Genomic DNA, 15,097 nt, shown 5'->3' with positions numbered 1-15,097 from the left:
CGGCCCGGCGCGTCCTGGGCGGGCTCAGGAACCGGCGCTCGTGTTCGCCAGCGCCGTCGACAGTTCGTCGGCGATGCCCTGGAGGATCGGGACGATCCGGTCGGTGGCCGCCTCGGTCACCCGGCCTGCCGGGCCCGAAATCGAAATGGCCGCGGGCGTGGGGGAGTTGGGCACCGACACCGCCAGGCAGCGGACTCCTATCTCCTGCTCGTTGTCGTCGACCGCGTACCCGGCGCGCCGCACCTGTTCCAGGGCGTCGAGGAAGCCGTCCGCCGTGGTGATCGTCTTCTCCGTCGCGGCCGGCATGCCGGTGCGGGCGAGCAGCGCGCGGACCTCCTCCGGCGGGGTGTACGCGAGCAGCGCCTTGCCCACGCCCGTGGAATGCGGAAGGACCCGGCGGCCGACCTCGGTGAACATCCGCATGGAGTGCTTGGAGGGCACCTGCGCCACGTACACGATCTCGTCGCCGTCGAGCAGCGCCATGTTCGCGGTCTCGCCGGTCTCCTCGACCAAGCGGGTCAGATACGGCCGGGCCCAGGTGCCGAGCAGCCGGGACGCCGACTCGCCGAGCCGGATCAGGCGCGGGCCGAGCGCGTAGCGCCGGTTGGCCTGCTGGCGCACGTAGCCGCAGGCCACGAGCGTACGCATCAGGCGGTGGATGGTAGGAAGGGGCAGGCCGCTGCTCGCGGAGAGCTCGCTGAGGCCGACCTCGCCCCCCGCGTCGGCCATCCGCTCGAGGAGGTCGAAGGCGCGCTCGAGGGACTGGACTCCTCCGCTGGCGGCGGAGGTTTTGGAGGCGTCGGTGGTGCTGGCGCTTGACGTCGGCACGGCGCGTTCCTTTCGGTACTGGCAGGCGAGGGAGCAGCCTATCGGGCGGTTGTCCGCCCCACCCTGGACAGGGCAGGTGTCCTTGCCGGTCAGAGCGGGTTTGTCCGTTCGTCGGCGACACCGCGTGGCGGTATCTCCATTCTGTCTGGCGAAATCAGCATTCCATTCTGTGGAAACCTCCAAGATGGCTGCCCGTGTCGGCCGTCACGCGTCGGCGACCCTTGACGGCTTCCTCGGCCAGCGCGCAAACTCCTTCAACAGATCGTTGAATTCCGGTCCCCGGAAAAGTTCCCATCGGTAGGCCGGCAAGTCCGGGAAGTCTGGAAGTGAGGCTCGGGTGTCCGACGTCAACCTGGTACTGCGCTCGACGCGCGTCATCACCCCCGAGGGGACGCGCCCGGCGACGGTCGCCGTCGCCGACGGGAAGATCGCGGCCGTACTGCCGTACGAGGCCGAGGTCCCGGCCGGCGCCCGCCTGGAGGACTTCGGGGACGACGTGCTGCTGCCCGGCATCGTCGACACCCACGTCCATGTGAACGACCCCGGCCGCACCGAGTGGGAGGGGTTCTGGACCGCCACCCGCGCGGCCGCCGCCGGCGGCATCACCACGCTCGTCGACATGCCGCTCAACTCGCTGCCCCCGACCACCACGGTCGAGAACCTGCGGATCAAGCGGGAGGTCGCGGCGAGCAAGGCGCACATCGACACCGGGTTCTGGGGCGGCGCGCTGCCCGACAACGTCAAGGACCTCGCGCCGCTGCACGAGGCCGGCGTCTTCGGCTTCAAGGCGTTCCTCTCGCCCTCGGGCGTCGAGGAGTTCCCCGAGCTCGACCAGGCGCAACTGGAGCGCTCGCTCGCGGAGATCGCCGGGTTCGACGGGCTGATGATCATCCACGCCGAGGACCCGCACGAGCTCGACGCGGCCCCGCACCTGAGCGGCCCCAAGTACGCCGACTACCTCGCCACCCGGCCCAAGGTCTCCGAGAACGCCGCGATCGAGGGTCTGATCGCCGCCGCCAAGCGGATCGGCGGCCGTGTCCACGTGCTGCACCTGTCCTCCGCCGACGCGCTGCCCCTGATCGCCGCCGCCAAGCGCGACGGCGTACGCCTCACCGTCGAGACCTGCCCGCACTACCTCACGCTCACCGCCGAGGAAGTCCCGGACGGGGCGAGCGAGTTCAAGTGCTGCCCGCCGATCCGCGAGGACGCCAACCGGGACCTGCTGTGGGCGGCCCTCGCCGACGGCACCATCGACTGCGTCGTCACCGACCACTCGCCCTCCACCGCCGACCTCAAGACCGACGACTTCGCCACGGCCTGGGGCGGCATCTCGGGCCTCCAGCTCAGCCTGTCCGCGACCTGGACCGAGGCCCGCAGGCGCGGCCACACCCTTGAGGACGTCGTCCGCTGGATGTCGACCGCGACCGCGAACCTGGTGGGGCTGACCCAGAAGGGCGCCATCGAGGCCGGCCGGGACGCCGACTTCGCCGTGCTCGACCCCGACGCGACCTTCACCGTGGACCCGGCCGAACTCCAGCACCGCAACCGCGTCACCGCCTACGCGGGCAAGACGCTGCACGGTGTCGTCAAGTCGACGTGGCTGCGCGGCGAGCGCATCCAGCACGACGGCGTCATCGCCGAGCCCACCGGCCGCCTGCTCGAAAGGAACAACTGACACCGTGAGCACCCTGCCCTCCTTCACCGGTGACGCCAGCCCCTTCGGCGGCGGCGACCCGTACGCGGACTACCGCAGCGCCGACTTCGCCTTCACCCAGTACGCCGACCTCGCCGACCGGCGCCTGGGCGCCGGGGTGATCGCCGCGAACGACGAGTTCTTCGCCGAGCGCGAGAACCTGCTCAAGCCCGAGGCGGCCGAGTTCGACCCCGAGCACTTCGGGCACAAGGGCAAGATCATGGACGGCTGGGAGACCCGGCGCCGCCGGGGCGCGGGCGCCGACCAGCCGCACCCCACCGACGAGGACCACGACTGGGCGCTCATACGCCTGGGCGCACCCGGCGTGATACGCGGCATCGTCGTCGACACCGCGCACTTCCGGGGCAACTACCCCCAGGCCGTCTCGGTCCAGGCCGCCTCGGTGGCGGGCTCGCCCTCGCCCGAGGAACTGCTCGCGCCGGACGTGAAGTGGACAACCCTCGTACCCCGTACGGCTGTTGGCGGGCACGCGGCCAACGGCTTCGCGGTGGACGTCGAGCAGCGCTTCACGCATCTGCGGCTCAACCAGCACCCCGACGGGGGCGTCGCCCGCCTTCGCGTGTACGGCGAGGTCGCGCCCGACCCGCGCTGGCTCGGCGTGCTCGGCACGTTCGACCTCGCGGCACTGGAGAACGGCGGCCAGGTCGAGGACGCGTCCGACCGGTTCTACTCGCCCGCCACCAACACCATCCAGCCGGGCCGCTCCCGCAAGATGGACGACGGCTGGGAGACCCGCCGCCGCCGCGACAAGGGCAACGACTGGATCCGCTACCGGCTGGCGGCGCAGTCCGAGATCCGCGCGGTCGAGATCGACACGGCGTATCTCAAGGGCAACTCGGCGGGGTGGGCGGCGCTTTCCGTGCGCGACGGGGAGGCGGGGGAGTGGGTGGAGGTGCTGCCGCGTACGCGTTTGCAGCCCGACACCAACCACCGCTTCGTGCTGGACGCGCCGGCCGTCGGCACGCACGTGCGGATCGACATCTTCCCCGACGGGGGCATCTCCCGGCTCCGTCTCTTCGGCTCGCTGACGGACGAGGGCACGTCCCGCCTGACGGCGCGCCACCAGGAACTGGGCGCCTGACCCCACCGGGCCCGGCTGCGACCCGGGCCCCCTGAACAGGGCGGCACGACACCCGCCCGCCGGCGCGAGGCCCCCGACCCGACAGCACCGGGGTGCCTCGCGCCGTGGTTTCCCCCACCCCGCCCCTTCCCGAGACCCGCCGGGGGCAGGGGGGGTAAGCCTTACCACCGGGGGCTGCGCCCCGGGCCCCCCTCGGGGCTGCGCCCCGGACCCCCCTGGGGGTTGTGCCCCCGGGCCCCGCTTGGGTGCTGTGCCCCTGGGCCCCGCTTGGGGGCTGGCCCCTGGGCCCCGCTTGGGGGCTGGCCCCTGGGCCCCGCTTGAGGGTTGTGCCCCGGCCCCCCTGGGGGCTGTGCCCCGGACCCCGCTTGGGGGTTGTGCCCCTGGGCCCCGCTTGGGGGTTGTGCCCCGGACCCCCTTGGGGGGTTGTGCCCCCGGGCCCCCCTCGGGGCTGCGCCCCGGACCCCCTTGCGGGGTTGTGCCCCCGGGCCCCGCTCGGGGGTTGTGCCCCCGGGCCCCCTCGGGGGCTGCGCCCCTGGACCCCGCTTGGGGGCTGCGCCCCCGGACCCCGGGCGGCTGTGCCCGGGCTCCCTTGGGGGCTGCGGATGGTGCGGCGATCGACGGCACGGACGCGGTCAGCCGCGTGTGGTCCGCCGCGAGGCGAGGAGCAGCGCCGCGCCCGCCACCGCGAGCACGATGCTCGCGAAGACCTCATGGCCCGCCAGCACACCGACGCGGTACACCAACGCCCACGGTTGGAACCATCCGGTCCACCCGTGCAGCAGAGCGCCGACGCCCTGAAGCAGCAGCAGCCACCCGGCGACCTCCAGGAATTTCCTCATGCGCCGACCCTGCGCCGACCGGGCCCCGCGCCGCGTCGGCCGTCGGAACACCACCCCGCGTCCAAAGTCTTCGCCGCCGCGACTTTGGTAGCGAGCCGCGCCGCTCACGTGCCGCCCGGCCCGTGGGCTGCGTAACTTTGTCGACATGACACGTGCTGGACCGGAGTTCCGCTGGCTGCTGCCCTCGGCGGTGGCCGACCCCGAGCTGCCCGGCGACCGGGCCCGGCCCCGGCGCACCGTACGCGACTGGGCCGTGGACCTCTGCGCCTTCCTCGCCGCCGCCCTGATCGGCATGCTCACCGCCGACGCCCTGGACAAGACGCCCGGCTACTCCGACACGCTGCTGCTTCTCGACCAGCTGGTGGGCGCCGCGGCCTGTTGCGCGGTGTGGCTGCGGCGCCGGCGTCCGGTCGCGCTCGCGGTGGCGCTCGCCGCGGTGTCACTGGTCGCTCCGGTCGCCACGGGGGCCTTCCTGGTCGCCCTGTTCAGTCTCGCCGTGCACCGGCCGTTCAAGCCCGTCGTGCTCGTGGTGGGCGCGGGGGCCGTCCTCAGTTCGGTGTTCCAGCCCGTTCTGCGCCCCGACCCGACCACGAGTTGGCTCACCAACGCCGTCGTGGGCACCGTGCTGATCCTGCTGGTCACCGGCTGGGGCATGCTCGTACGCTCCCGCCGCCAGCTCGTCGTCGCGCTGCGCGAGCGGGCCGCACGCGCCGAGGCCGAGGCGGTGCTGCGGGCCGAGAACGCGCAGCGCCTGGCCCGCGAGGCCATCGCCCGCGAGATGCACGACGTGCTCGCCCACCGCCTCACCCTGCTCTCCGTGCACGCCGGCGCCCTGGAGTTCCGCCCCGGCGCGCCGCCCGCCGAGGTCGCACGGGCCGCCGGCGTCATCCGGGACAGCGCGCACGAGGCGTTGCAGGACCTGCGCCAGATCATCGGGGTGCTGCGCAGCCCGGGCGAGGGCGCCGATGACCGGCCCCAACCCACGCTTGCCACTCTCGACGCGCTCGTCGCCGAATCACGCGAGGCCGGCATGAAAGTCGTCCTGGACAGCCGCGTGGCGGACACCTCGGGCGTGCCCGCCGCCACCGGACGCAACGCCTACCGCATCGCGCAGGAGGCCCTGACCAACGCCCGCAAGCACGCGCCGGGCGCCGAGGTCACCGTCACGGTCACCGGCCACCCCGGCCAGGGGCTGACCGTCGAGGTACGCAACCCCGCGCCGCCGGGGCCCGTCCCCGAGGTGCCCGGATCCGGACAGGGGCTCATCGGTCTCACCGAACGCGCCACCCTGGCCGGCGGGCGCCTGCGCCACGGGCCGGGCCCCGACGGCTCCTTCACGGTCGCGGCCTGGCTACCGTGGCCCTCATGACCATCCGCCTGCTCATCGTCGACGACGACCCCCTGGTCCGCGCGGGCCTCGGGCTCATGCTCGGCGGCGCCGACGACATCGAGATCGTCGGCGAGGCCGCCGACGGCGAAGGGGTGGACCAACTGGCCCTGGAACTGCGGCCGGACGTGGTGCTCATGGACATCCGCATGCCCCGCGTGGACGGCCTGAGCGCCACCGAGACGCTGCGCGCCCGCCCCGACGCGCCCGAGGTCGTCGTCCTGACCACCTTCCACGCCGACGAACAGGTGCTGCGGGCCCTGCGCGCGGGCGCCGCCGGGTTCGTCCTCAAGGACACCCCGCCGGCCGAGATCGTCGCCGCCGTACGCCGCGTCGCGCACGGCGACCCGTTCCTCTCGCCGGCCGTCCTGCGTCAGCTGATGGCGCGGGTGTCGCACACCACCGGCGCGCCCGTGGACCGCGCGGCCCGGGCCAGGGCGCGCGTCGCGCTGCTCGCCGACCGCGAACGGGAGGTCGCCGTCGCCGTCGGCCGGGGCCTTTCCAACGCGGAGATCTCCGCGAGCCTGTATCTGAGCGTGCCCACCGTGAAGACCCATGTGTCGCGCGTGCTGGCCAAGCTCGGTCTCAACAACCGTGTGCAGATCGCCCTGTTGGCGCACGAGGCCGGGCTCCTCGACGACGGGGGCGGCGATTAGGCTGAGGCGACACCAACGGAGGGCGCCCTCATGGACGTTGTCGATCTGGCCGAGTACGCCGACGATTTCACCGCCAACCCCTATCCGGTCTACGCCGAGCTGCGCGCGGCGGGCCCCGTCCACCTCGTGCGCGTCCCGCTCACCGGCGCGGAGGTGTGGCTGGTCGTGGGGCACGAGGAGGCCAGAGCGGCGCTCGCCGATCCCCGCCTCGCCAAGGACTGGCGCAGCCTCACCGGCGAGGACATCACCGACCTGCCGGCCGGCGCCAACATGCTGGAGACCGATCCGCCCCAGCACACCCGGCTGCGCAAGCTGGTGGCACGCGAGTTCACCCCGCGCCGCGTCGAGGCCCTGCGCCCCCGCGTCCAAGAAGTCACCGACGCACTCGTCGAGGCCATGCTGGCCGCGCCCTCCCGCACCGCCGACCTCGTCGACGCCCTGGCCTTCCCGCTCCCCATGACCGTGATCGCCGAGCTCATCGGCGTGCCCGAGCTCGACCGCGCCGCCTTTCGCGTGCTGTCCAACGAGGCCGTCGCGCCGCTCGCGCAGGACGGGGGAGAGAAGGCCGTCCGCGAACTCGGCGGGTATCTGTCCGGGCTGATCGAGGACAAGCGCGCCGCCGGGCCCGGCGACGACCTCCTGAGCGCCCTGATCCGCACCCGCGACGAGGACGGCGACCGGCTCTCCCGGGACGAGCTCATCGGCATGGCCTTCCTGCTGCTGGTCGCGGGTCACGAGACGACCGTCAACCTGATCTCCAACGGCATACGCGATCTGCTGACCCACCCCGAGCAACTGGCCGCGCTGCGCGCCGACTTCGACGGGCTCATCGACGGCGCCGTCGAGGAGGTGCTGCGCCACGAGGGGCCGGTCGAGACCGCCACGTACCGCATCGCGCGCGAGGACATCCCCATCGGTGAGGCGCTGATCCCGGCCGGCGCGCCCGTCCTGGTCGCGCTGGCCTCGGCGGGCCGTGACCCCGAGCGCTACGCCGAACCGGACCGCTTCGACATCCGGCGCGCCCCCGGAAGCCACCTCGCCTTCGGCCACGGCATCCACTTCTGCCTCGGCGCCCCGCTGGCCCGCATGGAGGGCAGGATCGCGATCCGCACCCTTCTGGAGCGGGCCCCTGACCTCCAACTCGACGTCGCCACCAAGGAGTTGGAGTGGCTGCCCGGCATGCTGATCCGGGGCGTGCGCCATCTGCCGGTGCGCTGGTGACTCACGCCTTGCGGGCGGCCCGCGCCCGCTTGCGGTGCTCGCCGCGCAGCACCAGCGAGGGCCACTCGTCCCCGTACGCCCCACAGGCGCACAGCGACCACAGCGACCACTGCTGCGGCACCGAGTAGTACGGCACGAGCACCTGGGCGGTGCGCAGGCGCGACAGCTTGACCGGCACGAGCGCGGGCAGCACATCCGGCGCCTGCCCGGCCAGGATCGCCCGGCGGCACGAGGGGCAGGCGGGACGCCGGTCGGCCGCCGCCTCGCGTGGGCCGGTGCGCCGCCTGGCCCGTTGGCGGTGCTGCTTGCGGACGGGTGAGTGGGCGTCCTCGGCCGCCGTGTGCAGCGGGTTGTAGAAACACCGCCGGGCGGCCTTGGGGGCCGGCTGCCCTGCGGCCCGGGCCTGGACCGCCGCGAACCGTTCGACGGCGCGGTCGGCGAGGACGGACGCGGCCGCGAGGTCGGGCAGATCGGCCGCTTCGTCGAGCAGTTTGCCCGCGGCCTGGAAGGCGTCGAGGGCCCACGCGCAGTCGCTCGCGGCCAGCGGGTCCCCGCCGCCGGACTCCGACGAGGAAGCCGCTCGCGGCAGTTCGGCCGCGCCCAGTACGTCGCCCACGGCCGTCACCCGCGCCGACACCAGCCGCTCCAGCCGCTCCCGCGCGGCCGCCCACTCCTCAAGGACCAGCTGCTGGCGCTCCTTCGACAGCTCCGCGCCCCGCTGTCCGGGCACGGCGCTGTCGAGGGAGCGCAGACTGTCCACGAACCACCAACGCTTGAGCACCATGCCTCCTCGCTGTGACCAGGGTAGAAGCCCCGGGGACCGGCGCGGAGACAGGGGCGGCGGCCGAAAGGGGGCGGGCGGGGCCCGGCCGGGGGCGGCGCGGTGCCGGGGGGCTGTGCACGGGCGCGTCCGGCGCCGTATCGTCCGCCGTGTCCATCTCGTCGCCCGGAAGGGGCACGCGTTGACCACCGACGCCATAGTCGATCTCGCCGCGCTGGGTGAGGACTTCACCCGAGACCCCTATCCGGTGTACGCGAAGCTGCGCGCCCTCGGGCCCGTGCACCGCATCCGGATGCCCGAGGGGGCCGACGCCTGGCTCGTCGTGGGGTACGAGGCGGGGCGGGCCGCGCTCGCCGACGAGCGGCTGTCCAAGGAGTGGCGCAACGCCGCGCCCGGGCTCGGCGTGCGCCAGGTCTCCTCGGGCCCCACGATGCTCAGCTCCGACGCGCCCGCCCACACCCGGCTGCGCAAACTGGCCACCCGCCACTTCACACCCCGCCGCGTGGAAGAACTGACGCCGCGCGTAAAGGAGATGACCGACGCGCTGCTCGACGCGATGCTCGCGGCGCCGGACCGGCGGGCCGACCTCGTCGAGGCCCTGTCCTTCCCGCTGCCGATCACGGTCATCTGCGAGCTGATCGGCGTCCCCACCCTCGACCGTGACGCCTTTCGCCAGTGGTCCAACGCCTCCGTCTGCGCGCCCCTGCTCGAAGACCGCATGGCCGGGGCCCGGGCGGTCAACGAGTATCTGACGCGCCTTCTGGAGGACAAGCGCACGCACCCCGGCGACGACCTGATCAGCGCCTTGGTCCACGCTGCCGACGAGGAGGGCGGCGACCACCTGTCGGGGCCCGAACTGCTCGGCATGGCCTGGCTGCTCCTGGTCGCGGGCCACGAGACCACCGTCAACCTCATCTCCAACGGCATGCTGGCCCTACTCGGTCACCCTGACCAACTAACCGCGCTGCGCGCCGACTTCGACGGCCTCATCGACAACGCCGTGGAGGAGATGCTGCGCTACGACGGCCCCGTCGAGACGCCGACGTACCGCTTCACCAGGGACCCCGTCGAGATCGCCGGGACGCTCATTCCCGGGGGCGGCGAGGTGGTCCTGGTGGCGCTGGCCGACGCCGACCGCGACCCCGCGCGCTTCGCGGACCCGGACCGCTTCGACATCCGGCGCGACGCCCGTGGCCATGTCGCCTTCGGCCACGGCATCCACCACTGCCTGGGCGCGCCGCTGGCCCGCCTCGAAGCCCGCGTCGCCGTCCGCGCCCTGCTGGAGCGCTGCCCAGGACTCGCCCTCGACATCCACCCGGCGGCCCTGACCTGGCGCACCGGCATGATGATGCGCGGCCCCGAACGCCTGCCGGTGCGCTGGTAGCTCAGCCGCCCGGGATCTCCGCGACCTCCACCAGGCGCCGCTGGGCGCGCGACCTCTCGCACGCCTCGGCGACGCGCAGCGCGCGCAGGGCCTCCCGGCCGTCGCAGGGGTTGTCCGCCTCGCCCCGCACCAGGCGGACGAAGGCGTCGAGTTCGGCCTCGTAGGCGGGGGCGAAGCGTTCGAGGAAACCCGTCCACGGTTTGTCGGGGCGGCCGGGGCCGTGCGGTTCGGCCGAGGTCAGCGGGGTGCGGTCGTCGAGCCCCACCGCGAACTGGTCGCGCTCCCCGGCCAGTTCGAGACGTACGTCGTAGCCCGCGCCGTTGCTGCGGGTGGCCGTCGCGGTCACCAGGGTGTCGTCGTCCAGGGTGAGCACGGCGGCGGCGGTGTCGATGTCGCCGGCGGCGCGGAACATCCCGGGCCCGGCGTCCGAGCCCGTCGCGTACACCTCGCGCACCTCGCGGCCCGTCACCCAGCGCACGATGTCGAAGTCGTGGACCAGGCAGTCGCGGTAGAGCCCGCCGGACAGCGGCAGATACGCGGCGGGCGGCGGCGCCGGGTCGGAGGTGATGGCCCGTACGGTGTGCAGCCGGCCGAGGCGCCCCGAGCGCACCAGGTCACGGGCGCGCGCGTACCCGGCGTCGAAACGCCGCATGAAACCGAGCTGGAGCTCGGTGCCCGCCGCTTCGACCGCGTGCAGCGCCTCCAGGGTGCCCGGCACGTTCAGGGCGATCGGTTTCTCGCAGAAGGCGGGCAGACCCGCGCGGGCCGCGGCCGCGATGAAGGCGGCGTGCGTGGACGTCGCCGAGGCGATCACCACCGCGTCCACCCCGGCGAAGGCCTCCGCCACGTCGGGCACGGCGCTCGCGCCGGTCAGCGCCGCGACCTCGGCGGCCCGCGCCGCGTCGGCGTCCGCCACCACCAGCTCCTCGACCGCTGGGTGGCGGGCGAGGACACCCGCGTGGAAGGCGCCGATCCGCCCGGTCCCGATCAGTCCGATACGCATGGCCACACCGTGGCCGGGACGGATCGCCCTGTCAAGAGTTTGTCCTGACAATCGAACTTCACGACTTCCCGTCAACATCCCCGGCGCACTACGCTCACTCGCGTGCCCAAGCAGCCCAGACCAGCGGCCGATGTCGCGCGACCGCTCCAGCTCAGCGTGGACCGCACCAGCCCGGTCCCGCTGTACTTCCAGCTCTCGCAGCAGCTGGAGGCGGCCATCGAGAAGGGCACCCTCACGCCCGGCAGCCTCCTCGGCAACGAGATCGAGCTCGCCCAGCGGCTCGGCCTGTCCCGGCCCACCGTCCGCCAGGCCATCCAGACGCTCGTCGACAAGGGCCTCCTGGTGCGCCGCCGGGGCGTGGGCACCCAGGTCGTGCACAGCCAGGTCAAGCGCCCGCTGGAACTCAGCAGCCTCTACGACGACCTGGAGGCGGCCGGCCAGAAACCCGCGACCACCGTGCTGCGCAACACCGTGGAGCCGGCCACCGCCGAGATCGCGGCCGCGCTCGGGCTCACCGAGGGCAGCGAGGTCCACCTGGTGGAGCGGCTGCGGTACGCGCACGGCGAGCCCATGGCGCGGCTGCGCAACCACCTGCCGCCCGGGCTGCTCCCGCTGGACACCGGCCACCTGGAGAGCACCGGTCTCTACCGCCTGATGCGGGGCGCGGGCATCACCCTGCACAGCGCGCGCCAGACCGTGGGGGCGCGGGCGGCCACCGCCCAGGAGGCGGACCTGCTGACCGAGGCCGCAGGGGCGCCGCTGCTCACCATGGAGCGCACCACCTTCGACGACACGGGCCGCGCCGTCGAGTTCGGCTCGCACCTCTACCGCGCCTCGCGCTACTCCTTCGAGTTCCAGCTCCTCGTACGCCCCTGAGCCCAGTCGGCGCCGTGCCGGTAAGAATGTTCGGACAAAGTATTGACGTTGTCGGGGGCCCGCCGCTAGAACTCAACGGCCGCAATCGGGCGGCCGGGACGGAAGGCGGACTCCATGAGCGGACCCCGCACGGCGAGGACGGCGAGCACGGCAAGCACGGCGAACACGGCGGCGGCTCTCGCCGCACCGGCGCGCACGCCCGGCGGGGGGCCGGTCCTGACCGGGCCCGCGAGCGTCACCGGCAAGGGCGCGCCCATGCTGGAGAAGCGCGCCGCCCGCGGTACCCGATGACCGCCCCGGGACCCGGCGTGACCCATACTTGGGCGGCCGGGGCAGGCCTGAAGCAGCCCCGGCGGCACCCGGTGGTACAGCAAGAAGGGCACGGCGTCGTGGCAAGGGTTGGGACAGGGGTACGCGTCATGGGCGCGGTGCTGGCAGTGGCGCTCGGGGTCTCCTTGGCGGGGTGCAGCAGCACCGGCGGCAAGCGCGCAGAGGACGCGCGCAAGTCCGCGCAGGCCCAGGGCAGGGCCGCGGTGAACACGCCTCGCTGGAAGATCGCGATGGTCACCCACTCGGGTGACGGCGACACGTTCTGGGACATCGTGCAGAGCGGCGCCAAGCAGGCCGCCCAGAAGGACAACATCGACTTCCTCTACTCGCACAGCGACCAGGGGCAGCAGCAGGCCCAGTTCGTGCAGACCGCGATCGACCAGAAGGTCGACGGGCTGATCGTCACGCTCGCCAAGCCGGACGCCCTCAAGGACGTCCTCGCCAAGGCCGAGAAGGCCGGCATCCCGGTGGTCACCGTGAACTCGGGCTCGGAGAAGTCCAAGGAGTTCGGGGCGCTCACCCACATCGGCCAGGACGAGACCATCGCGGGCAAGGCGGTGGGCGACGAGCTCACCAAGCGCGGCAAGAAGAAGGCGCTCTGCGTCCTGCACGAGCAGGGCAACGTGGGCCATGAGCAGCGTTGCGCCGGCACGAAGGAAACCTTCAAGGGCGAGGTCCAGAACCTCTACGTCACCGGCACCAACATGCCCGACGTGCAGTCCTCCATCGAGGCCAAGCTCCAGGCCGACCCCTCCATCGACGCCGTGGTCACCCTCGGCGCGCCCTTCGCGGACACCGCGGTCAAGGCCAAGCAGTCGGCCGGCAGCTCCGCCGAGATCGACACCTTCGACCTCAACCCCAAGGTGGCCGCGTCCCTGAAGGCCGGCACCCTCGGCTTCGCCGTCGACCAGCAGCCCTACCTCCAGGGGTACGAGGCCGTAGACCTGCTCTGGCTCTACAAGTACAACGGCGACGTGCTCGGCGGCGGGCTCCCGGTCCTGACCGGACCGCAGATCGTCACGAAGGACGAGGCCGGCACACTGGCGGCGTACACGGACCGGGGGACGCGATGACCGCCACGCCCTTGACCGGGGACGAGCGGCTGCTGCGGCGCTCGGTCTGGCGCAGGATCCTGGGCCGTCCCGAACTCGGCTCGGTGGTCGGCGCCGCCGCCGTCTTCCTCTTCTTCGCGGTCGTCGCCGACAGCTTCCTGCGCCCATCGAGCCTGTCCACCGTCCTGTACGCGGCCTCCACGATCGGCATCATGGCGGTGCCGGTCGCGCTGCTCATGATCGGCGGCGAGTTCGACCTGTCGGCCGGTGTCCTGGTGACGACATCGGCGCTCATCTCCTCGATGTTCAGCTACCAGATGACCGCGAACGTATGGGTGGGCGTGGGCGTCTCGCTCCTGGTCACCCTCGCCATCGGCGCCTTCAACGGCTTCATGCTGACCCGCACCAAGCTGCCCAGCTTCATCATCACGCTCGGCACCTTCTTGATGCTGACCGGCCTCAACCTCGGCTTCACCAAGCTGATCAGCGGCACGGTCTCGACGAAGTCCATCTCCGACATGGAGGGCTTCGAGTCCGCGAAGAAGCTCTTCGCGTCCCAGTTCAGCATCGGCTCCGTCGACCTGAAGGTGACCATCCTGTGGTGGGCCGCGCTGATCGCGGTGGCCACCTGGATCCTGCTGCGGACCCGCTTCGGCAACTGGATCTTCGCCGTGGGCGGCGGCGCGGACGCGGCCCGCGCGGTCGGCGTACCGGTCTTCCGGACGAAGATCGGCCTCTACATGGGTGTCGCCCTCGCGGCCTGGATCTCCGGCCAGCACCTGCTGTTCTCCTACGAGGTGGTGCAGTCCGGCGAGGGCGTCGGCAACGAGCTGATCTACATCATCGCGGCCGTCATCGGCGGCTGCCTGATCACCGGGGGCTACGGCTCGGCGATCGGCTCCGCCGTCGGCGCGTTCATCTTCGGCATGACCAGCAAGGGCATCGTGTACGCGGAGTGGAACCCGGACTGGTTCAAGTTCTTCCTCGGCGCGATGCTTCTCCTCGCCACCCTGCTCAACGCCTGGGTGCGCAAGCGGGCGGAGGCGACAGCATGACGACCACACCGGACACGGCGGCACCGGACACGGCGGCCGGGGAGACGGCCCTCGTCGAACTCGACGACGTCAGCAAGTACTACGGCAACATCCGCGCCCTGCAAGGCGTCACCCTGGAAGTCCACGCCGGCCAGATCACCTGCGTCCTCGGGGACAACGGCGCCGGCAAGTCCACCCTCATCAAGATCATCGCGGGTCTGCACCGGCACGACGCGGGCGCCTTCCGCATCGAGGGCGAGGACGTCCACCTGAGCAACCCCCGCGAAGCCCTGGACCGGGGCATCGCCACCGTCTACCAGGACCTGGCGGTGGTCCCGCTCATGCCGGTGTGGCGCAACTTCTTCCTCGGCTCCGAGCCGACCAAGGGCGCGGGGCCCTTCAAGCGCCTGGACGTCGAGAAGATGCGCGCCACCACCCGCGCGGAGCTGCTGCGCATGGGCATCGACCTGCGCGATGTCGACCAGCCCATCGGCACCCTGTCCGGCGGCGAGCGCCAGTGCGTGGCCATCGCGCGCGCGGTCCACTTCGGCGCCAAGGTCCTCGTACTCGACGAGCCGACCGCCGCGCTCGGCGTGAAGCAGTCGGGGGTCGTCCTGAAGTACGTGGCGGCCGCCCGCGACGCCGGTCTCGGCGTGGTTCTCATCACGCACAACCCCCACCACGCCTACCTCGTCGGGGACCGTTTCGTCCTCCTCAAGCGCGGCACGATGACCGGCAGCCATCTGCGCTCGGACATCACCCTGGACGAGCTCACCCGCCAGATGGCGGGCGGCAGCGAGCTCGAAGAGCTCAGCCACGAACTCCAGCGGTCCGGCGCCAGCGAGGACCCGGCCTAGTCCGGCGCCGCCGCCCCGGCCCCGGGGCGGCGTCCTCGCGCGCGGTCCCCGCCG

15 protein-coding genes are annotated in these 15,097 nt (G+C 72.7%); 11 read left to right on the top strand and 4 right to left on the bottom strand.

Going from position 1 to position 15,097, the window contains the following annotated elements; translation table 11 throughout:
• Window positions 1-24: 24 nt before the first annotated feature.
• Entirely contained in the window at window positions 25-828 is an 804-nt protein-coding gene (locus ACFYM2_RS07195) for an IclR family transcriptional regulator (RefSeq protein WP_388834058.1), read from the bottom strand.
• A gap of 337 nt (window positions 829-1,165) precedes the next feature.
• On the opposite strand from ACFYM2_RS07195, the gene allB reads away from it, so the two are divergent.
• Both allB and alc read left to right on the top strand, forming a co-directional pair.
• Window positions 1,166-2,503 (top strand): allantoinase AllB, encoded by a 1,338-nt coding sequence (gene allB, locus ACFYM2_RS07190; protein ID WP_388834055.1) that lies wholly within the window; start codon window positions 1,166-1,168, stop codon window positions 2,501-2,503.
• Between the two features lie 4 nt (window positions 2,504-2,507).
• Window positions 2,508-3,623 carry an allantoicase gene (gene alc, locus ACFYM2_RS07185; protein WP_359001765.1) on the top strand — a complete coding sequence of 372 codons (1,116 nt, stop codon included), beginning with the start codon at window positions 2,508-2,510 and terminating at the stop codon, window positions 3,621-3,623.
• Between the two features lie 632 nt (window positions 3,624-4,255).
• Here the strand turns inward: alc and ACFYM2_RS07180 are convergent.
• The gene (locus ACFYM2_RS07180; RefSeq protein WP_359001768.1) at window positions 4,256-4,462 is read right to left on the bottom strand and encodes a hypothetical protein; all 207 of its coding nucleotides are present in this window, start codon (window positions 4,460-4,462) and stop codon (window positions 4,256-4,258) included.
• Window positions 4,463-4,607: 145 nt separating this feature from the next.
• Here ACFYM2_RS07180 and ACFYM2_RS07175 point away from each other — a divergent pair, with 145 nt between their 5' ends.
• Genes ACFYM2_RS07175 through ACFYM2_RS07165 form a run of 3 tightly spaced genes read left to right on the top strand, consistent with a single transcriptional unit; the run spans window position 4,608 to window position 7,726 of the window.
• Window positions 4,608-5,831: a sensor histidine kinase gene (locus ACFYM2_RS07175; RefSeq protein WP_388834051.1), complete on the top strand. Its 1,224-nt coding sequence runs from the start codon at window positions 4,608-4,610 to the stop codon at window positions 5,829-5,831.
• A complete protein-coding gene (locus ACFYM2_RS07170; RefSeq protein WP_388834048.1) occupies window positions 5,828-6,505 on the top strand; it encodes a response regulator in 678 nt (225 codons plus the stop codon). The genes ACFYM2_RS07175 and ACFYM2_RS07170 overlap by 4 nt, the downstream gene beginning before the upstream one ends.
• 30 nt (window positions 6,506-6,535) lie before the next feature.
• Complete coding sequence (locus ACFYM2_RS07165) at window positions 6,536-7,726, top strand: cytochrome P450 (RefSeq protein WP_388834045.1); 1,191 nt, start codon at window positions 6,536-6,538, stop codon at window positions 7,724-7,726.
• Between the two features lies 1 nt (window position 7,727).
• On the opposite strand, the gene ACFYM2_RS07160 is transcribed toward ACFYM2_RS07165, so the two are convergent.
• A complete protein-coding gene (locus ACFYM2_RS07160) occupies window positions 7,728-8,510 on the bottom strand; it encodes a hypothetical protein (protein ID WP_388462229.1) in 783 nt (260 codons plus the stop codon).
• Between the two features lie 178 nt (window positions 8,511-8,688).
• Here ACFYM2_RS07160 and ACFYM2_RS07155 point away from each other — a divergent pair, with 178 nt between their 5' ends.
• Entirely contained in the window at window positions 8,689-9,891 is a 1,203-nt protein-coding gene (locus ACFYM2_RS07155) for a cytochrome P450 (RefSeq protein WP_388834042.1), read from the top strand.
• 1 nt (window position 9,892) lies between these two features.
• On the opposite strand, the gene ACFYM2_RS07150 is transcribed toward ACFYM2_RS07155, so the two are convergent.
• On the bottom strand, window positions 9,893-10,894 hold the full coding sequence (locus ACFYM2_RS07150; protein ID WP_359001786.1) for a Gfo/Idh/MocA family oxidoreductase: 1,002 nt from the start codon (window positions 10,892-10,894) through the stop codon (window positions 9,893-9,895).
• 156 nt (window positions 10,895-11,050) lie between these two features.
• Between ACFYM2_RS07150 and ACFYM2_RS07145 the strand changes: the two genes are divergently transcribed.
• The 5 genes from ACFYM2_RS07145 to ACFYM2_RS07125 all read left to right on the top strand — a co-directional run bounded on the left by ACFYM2_RS07145 (window position 11,051) and on the right by ACFYM2_RS07125 (window position 15,043).
• A complete protein-coding gene (locus ACFYM2_RS07145) occupies window positions 11,051-11,770 on the top strand; it encodes a GntR family transcriptional regulator (protein ID WP_388462252.1) in 720 nt (239 codons plus the stop codon).
• Window positions 11,771-11,884: 114 nt separating this feature from the next.
• A complete protein-coding gene (locus ACFYM2_RS07140; protein WP_359001790.1) occupies window positions 11,885-12,061 on the top strand; it encodes a hypothetical protein in 177 nt (58 codons plus the stop codon).
• Window positions 12,062-12,189: 128 nt separating this feature from the next.
• Entirely contained in the window at window positions 12,190-13,173 is a 984-nt protein-coding gene (locus ACFYM2_RS07135) for a sugar ABC transporter substrate-binding protein (RefSeq protein ID WP_359001905.1), read from the top strand.
• A complete protein-coding gene (locus ACFYM2_RS07130) occupies window positions 13,170-14,207 on the top strand; it encodes an ABC transporter permease (protein ID WP_359001792.1) in 1,038 nt (345 codons plus the stop codon). Before ACFYM2_RS07135 ends, ACFYM2_RS07130 begins: the two co-directional genes overlap by 4 nt.
• Window positions 14,204-15,043, top strand: a complete 840-nt coding sequence (locus tag ACFYM2_RS07125; protein WP_359001794.1) for an ATP-binding cassette domain-containing protein — start codon at window positions 14,204-14,206, stop codon at window positions 15,041-15,043. The genes ACFYM2_RS07130 and ACFYM2_RS07125 overlap by 4 nt, the downstream gene beginning before the upstream one ends.
• Window positions 15,044-15,097 lie beyond the last annotated feature (54 nt).

Source organism: Streptomyces sp. NPDC006711 (genome assembly GCF_042869775.1).
Taxonomy (GTDB): domain Bacteria; phylum Actinomycetota; class Actinomycetes; order Streptomycetales; family Streptomycetaceae; genus Streptomyces.
Note: the sequence above shows the minus strand (reverse complement) of the source record. Positions and strands in the feature narration are given on the sequence as shown.